Genomic DNA, 7,122 nt, shown 5'->3' on the forward strand with positions numbered 1-7,122 from the left:
CGTTTTCACTAGACCGCCAAGGGGCGGGGCGCAAACGCCGTTCACCGGGGCGCGTTCTTCACCCGCGCCGACCGGCCTGTGATCACGGCTTCGGCGCCGAACTTCTGCCGGGCCAGGTCCGACGCGCGCTCTGCCGCCGCGCGCTTCGCGACGAGAGGGTCGAGCAGGTCGACAGCGTCCGAGCGATGCTCTGACAGGTCGGAAATACCAACTCCGATGAGACGAAAGCGTGTCCGGCCATTGGTTTCCTTGGCCAGCAACACTTTGGCATTCCGAAACAGGGTCTGGGCCAGCTGGGTGGGCTCTGACAGGGACATGCGCCGCGTAAGGGTCCGGAACTCAGCGGTCTTGAGTTTGAGCGTGATGACATTGCCGACAAGGCCCGTGGCCTTGGCACGGTCTGCCGTTTTTACGCAGAGGCGCCAGAGCTGGTCTTCCAACCAGGCCGGGTCTGACATGTCGTCATTGAACGTGGTCTCGGAACTGACCGACTTGCGCTCCTCATCATTCCGGACCGGCCGGTTATCGATGCCATGCGCCCGATTCTTCAGCCACATTCCGGTCTCGCCATAGCGCCCGATCAACTGTTTCAACTCCGTCCGTTGGAGGTCTTCGATCGTATCGTACCCATCCCGGGTCAGTTTCTGGGCCAGTTTCGGGCCCACGCCATGAATGAATCCAATGGGTCTCGGTGCGAGTAAGGCTTCGGCTTCGTCTGCGCCGATGACGGCAAAACCTCTCGGCTTGTCCAGTTCGCTTGCGGTCTTGGCCAGGAATTTGTTGGTCGACAGGCCAATCGAGACAGTGATCCCGATATCGCGCTCAATCTCTGCTGCAAGCCGGGCGAGGGACACGGCCGGCGGCGCCTTGTGAAGGGTGCCCGTGCCGCTGAGGTCCAAATAGGCCTCGTCGACCGAGACGGGCTAAATCATGGGCGTCAGCGCCTGCATCTTTTCGCGCATCTGGTGGGCGGCGAGCCGGTACTTTTCGCCATTCGGCTTGATCACGACGGCGTCCGGGCAGGCCTTGAGCGCCTTGAACATCGGCATCGCCGAGCGGACGCCATAGAGACGCGCGATATAACAACACGTGGATACGACCCCCCTTTTTCCGCCGCCCACAATGACTGGTCGGTCTTTCAGGGAGGGATCGTCGCGTTTTTCGATGGCTGCAAAGAAGGCGTCGCAATCGAGATGAGCGATGGCCAGCGTTGTGATGTGTTTATTGCGGATTACACGATGCCGCCCGCAGCGAGGGCAGGCAGCGCTGTCGTCGTCTGAAAGGTGAAAACAGTCTCTGCAGAGCGTGTACATGGCCCCGTGTTCATGCCATGTTCCGGCGCCCGCGGCAATCAATGGGACGCAAACACGTAAACCAGTGTTAACGATTTCGGGTGTAGCTGGCAAAAGAGCTCTTAGAATCGTCCCGAATCAGAGGCACCAACTCAATCATGACGAAGTCGCACACCAGGAAAGTTCTGGTTGTTGAGGATAACGAACTCAACATGCGCCTTTTCTGTGACTTGTTGGACGCTTTCGGTTTTGAAACCTTCCAATGTCGCGATGGTGCCAAGGCTGTCGAGATTGCACGCCAGGAACTGCCGGACCTCATCATCATGGATATCCAGCTGCCGGAAGTTTCAGGTCTCGACATCACGCGATGGCTCAAGGACGATGACAAGGTCGCGCACATTCCGGTTCTGGCCGTCACGGCATTTGCCATGCGCGCGGATGAGCAGCGGGTTCGTGAAGCTGGCTGTGAGGGGTACCTTTCCAAGCCCATCCAGATTGCAACCTTCATCAAGGCGGTTGAGGCATTGATGCCCAAGGAGGCAGCGTGACAGCACGCGTCCTCGTCGTAGATGACATCGAAGCGAACCGACGCCTCCTGCAAGCCAAGCTGGAGGCTCAATATTATACGGTCATGCTGGCTGAAAACGGGATCGAGGCGCTCAGCATGGTGGAGCGTAGCGAGCCTGACATTATCCTTCTGGACGTGATGATGCCCGGTATGGACGGGTATGAAGTTTGCCGCCGCCTGAAGGAAAACCCTGCCACTGCGCATATACCCGTCGTCATGGTTACGGCCCTGAATGATGCCGAGGATCGCGTCCGGGGCCTGGACGTCGGGGCGGAAGACTTCCTGACCAAGCCGGTTGATGACTTTGCCTTGATGGCGCGTATGGGGGCCATCACCCGATACAATGCTGTTGCGTCAGAGCTTCGCCAACGTCAGGCCAGCGGCCTGCGAGCGGGCATTGATGGCGACGAAAGTCTCAATGTCAAAGACCAGCCAGCACGCCTCTTCGTGGTGGACGACAATCCCAGATCATCGTCGCGCGTCGCTGAAACCCTGCGGTCTGGTGGTCATACGGCCATTACACTGCTGGAGGCGGGCGGCATGAAAGGGTTGAATGAGCTTGGCGTGGATATTCTCGTCCTGTCCATGCTCAGTGATCGTTATGACGCCCTGAAACTCTGTGCGCACTTCAAGATGAATGAAGCGACACGCGCGATTTCAATTCTGTTGATTTGCGATCCGGATGATCGGCCGAGGGCTGGAAAAGGTCTTGATCTGGGTGCAAGCGATGTCATTTTTGCACCCGTCGACAAGCAGGAATTGCTGGCTCGTGTCCGGACGCAGGCACGGCGAACCCGCTATATCGAGGCATTGAGAGACCGCGTGGATCGTGGTCTTGAATTGTCGGTCATCGATCAACTCACCGGCCTCTACAATCGTCGGTACATGAACAACCAGTTGGAACAATTGATCCAGCGCTCCCAGATGGGCGGACGACCCGTATCGGTGGTTATGGCCGACATCGACCATTTCAAAGCAGTGAACGATACATATGGCCATGATGTCGGAGATGAAGTCCTGCAGGAAGTGGCCAAGCGCCTGAAGGTCAATAGCCGCGTCATGGATGTGGTCTGTCGCCCGGGTGGCGAAGAATTCATGGTCATTATGCCAGATACGCCGGGTGATCTCGCTTGCGCAGCAGCCGAGCGAATTCGACGATCTGTCGCGGCAGAGCCCTTCATAGTGAACAGTGGTGCGCGGGAAATTTCCATTACGCTGAGCGCTGGCGTTTCCACCATTAACGGCGCTCATGATACGATTGCTGATCTGACCAAGCGCGCGGATACGGCGCTCTATCAAGCCAAGTCTGCTGGCCGGAACAGAGTCGAAAGTCTTGCTGCCTGATTGACTTGAGCCGCCGCCCGTCGCAAGGCGCTGCTCATGAATGACCGGTTCTCGGCGTTTCGCCATTCTTCCTATCGCAGATACTTCCTGTCTCGCTTCATGACATCGCTTGCGGCGCAGGTCGTTTCTGTCGCCGTGGCGTGGCAGATGTATGATGTTACCCAGAACGCGGCGCTTCTCGGTTGGATCGGCCTTGTCCAGTTCCTGCCAGCCCTGTTGTTGGTCGTGGTGACAGGTGTCGCATCGGACCGGCTCGGTCGCCGGAATGTCATGGGAGCCTCAGTCAGCGTCGAACTGGTATGCGCCGGGGTGATTTTGGCGCTCGCGCTGACGGGACGATTTGATCCTCTGATCGTTCTCGCGACCCTCACTGTCTTTGGTGTCGCACGCGCATTCTATACGCCTGCTTCGTCGAGTCTTGCGGTCAATTTGGTGCCGCGTGAAGACTTCGCCAATGCTGTGGGCTGGCTTGCATCATCCTGGCAGGCGGCGTCGATCCTCGGACCAGTGGCAGGTGGATTGTTATATGGTGTCGGGGCGGGGTTTGCGTATGGAACGGCTGTCAGCCTGTTTGCCATATCGGCCATCCTGATTTTCTCGATCCCGAAACCTCCCCAGCGTATCGAGCGCGAACCAACGACACTCAACGTGCTGTTGGGCGGGTTCAAATATGTGTTCAATCAGAAAGTTGTGCTGGGCGCGATCTCTCTGGATTTGTTCGCTGTGTTGCTGGGCGGCGCCGTGGCGTTGCTGCCGATCTATGCGCGGGACATATTGGAAATTGGTGAAGAGGGGCTTGGCTTGTTGCGCGCGGCGCCCGGCATTGGCGCACTCATCATGCTGGCGATCATCACGGCGTTTCCGATCAAGGATCATGCCGGCCTGATACTATTCGTGTCGGTCGCGCTCTTCGGGATTTCCACCGTCGTGTTCGGGTATTCGAATGTCGTCTGGCTATCCATCGTCGCGCTGATCTTCGTTGGAGCCTTCGACATGGTGTCGGTCTATATCCGCGAAGTTCTCCTGCAGCTCTGGACACCTGACCAAGTGCGCGGGCGGGTCAATGCCGTGAACTCGATTTTCCTGGGCGCGTCCAATGAACTGGGCGAGGCGCGGGCCGGATTCATGGCCGCCAAATGGGGCGCGGTCTTCACGGTCGTAGCGGGCGGCTATGCGGCCGTCGGCGTGGCTGCGGCTTGGTCAGTCCTGTTCCCCGGTATCCGCAAGACACGAGACCTGCATCATGGCGTGCCGGAAGAATAGGCAACAAAAAACCCGCTCTAGTGGAGCGGGCTTTTCGAACAATGCATGAAAAACAAGGATCTTACTTGATCTTGCCTTCCTTGAATTCGACGTGCTTCTTCGCGACCGGGTCGTACTTACGCTTGACCATTTTTTCGGTCATGTTGCGTGGGTTTTTCTTCGTCACGTAGAAGAAACCGGTGTCGGCCGTCGAATTGAGGCGGATCTTGATGGTGGCTGGTTTGGCCATGACGAATGCTCGCTTGTGTTAGCGTCTGAAACTGGAAAGCGGCTTAATGGAGATGTGCGCGTCGGAAGTCAAGCGCCATTGCTGCTAGAGGCGGTCGGTCGAATGTCCGCTGCGGGTCCAGCGCAGGAAGGGCGGGCCCCGATTCAGCGACGGCTTGTCCAGTCTTTCCTCGATTTCCCCCAGCATGAACCGGGTGACATTAGGCAAATCGAGCGCCAGTGCGTCTTTCAGGGTGACCCATTGCAGGTCAGACAATTCCGCGCCGTCGACGGGCGGACGCTCATCAATCAGAGCATCTTCGGCGTTCGCCATGAAGAATCGCGCGTCGAATCGCTTCGGTCGATAGGGCGGCGTGATGGCTCGGCCGATGAAGGTCAATGGGGACAGGTGAGGCGCTGCGTCGAGTTCATGAAAAGGTTTCCATCCGATTGGGTGCCTGTCTGGCATCTCGGCGTCGCGCGCCACCAAGAGGCCGGTTTCCTCGAATGTTTCGCGTATGGCTGTCAGGGCGAAGGCACGCGGCTTGCGGCGCGTCTGGATGCGCAGGAGACGTTCCTGCTGGGCGTCCAGTTCGCAATAGGAGACGGCCTTGCCATCCTGTGGGTCCACACGGCCACCGGGGAAGACGTATTTGTCTGGCATGAAGGCATGACGCGCCGAGCGCTTACCCATCAGGACGCGAGGTTCGGCGGCGTCCCGGCGGACCAGTATGAGTGTGGCGGCGTCTTTCGGGCGGGGACTGCGTTTGCGAGTCTCGATGACATCGCCATCATCTTCCTTGTCAAATGCGGAGCCCATCAGCGTATCTGAGTGCGGATTCGAATTCATGTCCAAACTATTTCCGGCTCTTGCGCTTGTGCTTGGGCAGCGTCTTCTTGTTGAACTTCCCTTTGCCGGGGCGCTTACCCGTTGGCTTGCCGGGGCCGGTCTTTCTGCGCGGGGGACGACCGCGGCCTGTATCATGGCGCTCGCGTGCCTCCCGGCGCCCTTCCGGGGCTGGCATCGGGTCGGATAGCATTTCGAGCAGGAGGCCACCTTGAAGAGGGGTAACCTCTTTCAGCTTCACCCGAACGATCTGACCGAGACCATAGGTCTTGCCTGATCCCCGCGCATAAATCTGCATGGCGGTGTCATCATGCACCCAATAATCATCGGAGATAGATGAAATCGGGACGAACCCGTCTGCACCTGAGCCAGCCAGCGCGATGAATAGCCCTGCGCCAGTGACGCCCGTGATGCGTCCCTCAAATTCACTACCAACTCGATCCGCAAGGAAAATGGCAAGGTAGCGGTCGGTGGCCTCGCGTTCAGCGGCCATGGAACGGCGCTCGGTATCTGAGATGTGCTGAGCCATCTCCTCCAGCCGTACCGACATGTCCTTGGACAGGCCGTCCGGGCCGAGCCCGAGCGAAGCGATCAGCGCGCGGTGCACGATCAAGTCAGCATAGCGCCGGATCGGTGAAGTAAAGTGCGCGTAGCGGATAAGGTTCAGGCCGAAATGGCCCAGATTCTCTTCCGAATAGATCGCCTGAGCCTGTGTGCGTAGCACCATCTGGGTGACCATCTGGTCGTAATCGCCATCGCGGATTTCGCCAAGCAGACGGTTGAAATTCTCGGTCTGCGGGCGCTGGCCGATATTCCATTTCATGTCGATGGTCTGCAGGAATTCGGCGAAGGCGGCGATCTTCGCATCTGTGGGCGTGTCGTGGACACGATAGATCAGCGGGCTTTTCTGCTTTTCCAGGGTTTCAGCGGCTGCCACGTTCGCCTGGATCATGAATTCCTCGATCAGGCGGTGGGCGTCGAGACGTTCCTTGGTAATGATGCCTTCGATTTCGCCATCCTCGGAAAACACGATGCGACGCTCGGGCAGGTCGAGATCCAGCGGAGAGCGATCGTCCCGTGCCTTGGAAAGCGCTGCATAGGCGCCCCAGAGCGGCTTCAGGACGGTTTCCAGCATGTCGCCAGCCTTGCCGCCCGGCTTGCCGTCAATCGCCGCCTGAGCCTCCTCATAGGAGAGCTTGGCTGCTGACTTCATCATGCCGCGAATGAAACGGTGCGAGCGCTTGGAGCCCGACTTGTCGAAGATCATCTCTACCGCCATGCAGCGGCGCAGCTCGCCCTCGCGCAGGGAGCATTCATCCGCTGACAGTTCAAACGGCAGCATCGGGACCACGCGGTCCGGGAAATAGGTCGAGTTGCCGCGCTTCAGCGCTTCGCGATCGAGCGGCGAGTCTGGCGTGACGAACGCCGCCACGTCGGCGATGGCGACGATCACGCGCCAGCCATCATCCAGCTGTTCGGCGAATACTGCGTCATCATGGTCGCGCGCATCATGCGGGTCGATGGTGATGAGCGGGGTTTTTGTCAGGTCCTCACGCTCCGCCGCAGCGGGTTTTGGATTGCGGGCCTGTTCCAGCGCCGCT

Annotated in this window: 6 protein-coding genes and 1 pseudogene; 3 read left to right on the plus strand and 4 right to left on the minus strand. The window is 58.9% G+C overall.

Annotated elements, in window-relative coordinates; all coding sequences use genetic code 11:
- Nucleotides 1–41 precede the first annotated feature (41 nt).
- Nucleotides 42–1,313: pseudogene (locus B4F73_RS08340) on the minus strand (DNA polymerase IV).
- A gap of 137 nt (nt 1,314–1,450) precedes the next feature.
- Between B4F73_RS08340 and B4F73_RS08345 the strand changes: the two are divergent.
- The 3 genes from B4F73_RS08345 to B4F73_RS08355 are packed head-to-tail and all read left to right on the plus strand — an operon-like array spanning nt 1,451 to nt 4,467.
- A complete protein-coding gene (locus tag B4F73_RS08345; RefSeq protein ID WP_034813323.1) occupies nt 1,451–1,840 on the plus strand; it encodes a response regulator in 390 nt (129 codons plus the stop codon).
- Nucleotides 1,837–3,204: a PleD family two-component system response regulator gene (locus B4F73_RS08350; RefSeq protein WP_206993048.1), complete on the plus strand. Its 1,368-nt coding sequence runs from the start codon at nt 1,837–1,839 to the stop codon at nt 3,202–3,204. The genes B4F73_RS08345 and B4F73_RS08350 overlap by 4 nt, the downstream gene beginning before the upstream one ends.
- Nucleotides 3,205–3,240: 36 nt before the next feature.
- Nucleotides 3,241–4,467 carry an MFS transporter gene (locus tag B4F73_RS08355; RefSeq protein WP_206993049.1) on the plus strand — a complete coding sequence of 409 codons (1,227 nt, stop codon included), beginning with the start codon at nt 3,241–3,243 and terminating at the stop codon, nt 4,465–4,467.
- 61 nt (nt 4,468–4,528) lie between these two features.
- Here B4F73_RS08355 and rpmG read toward each other — a convergent pair whose 3' ends face one another.
- From rpmG to B4F73_RS08370, 3 genes are all read right to left on the minus strand, one after another.
- The gene (gene rpmG / locus B4F73_RS08360; protein ID WP_034789743.1) at nt 4,529–4,696 is read right to left on the minus strand and encodes a 50S ribosomal protein L33; all 168 of its coding nucleotides are present in this window, start codon (nt 4,694–4,696) and stop codon (nt 4,529–4,531) included.
- 84 nt (nt 4,697–4,780) lie between these two features.
- The gene (locus tag B4F73_RS08365) at nt 4,781–5,524 is read right to left on the minus strand and encodes an NUDIX hydrolase (protein WP_242517523.1); all 744 of its coding nucleotides are present in this window, start codon (nt 5,522–5,524) and stop codon (nt 4,781–4,783) included.
- 7 nt (nt 5,525–5,531) lie between these two features.
- On the minus strand, nt 5,532–7,122 hold a 1,591-nt coding region (locus B4F73_RS08370), incomplete at its 5' end, for a ribonuclease R family protein (protein ID WP_290482993.1).

The sequence above is a fragment of the Hyphomonas sp. UBA3601 genome, assembly GCF_002375605.1.
GTDB lineage: Bacteria > Pseudomonadota > Alphaproteobacteria > Caulobacterales > Hyphomonadaceae > Hyphomonas.

Coding starts and splice junctions, on each gene's coding strand:
- rpmG (WP_034789743.1), bottom strand. CDS start 4,696: ATGGCCAAACCAGCCACCATCAAGATCCGCCTCAATTCGACGGCCGAC.
- B4F73_RS08355 (WP_206993049.1), top strand. CDS start 3,241: ATGAATGACCGGTTCTCGGCGTTTCGCCATTCTTCCTATCGCAGATAC.
- B4F73_RS08345 (WP_034813323.1), top strand. CDS start 1,451: ATGACGAAGTCGCACACCAGGAAAGTTCTGGTTGTTGAGGATAACGAA.
- B4F73_RS08365 (WP_242517523.1), bottom strand. CDS start 5,524: ATGAATTCGAATCCGCACTCAGATACGCTGATGGGCTCCGCATTTGAC.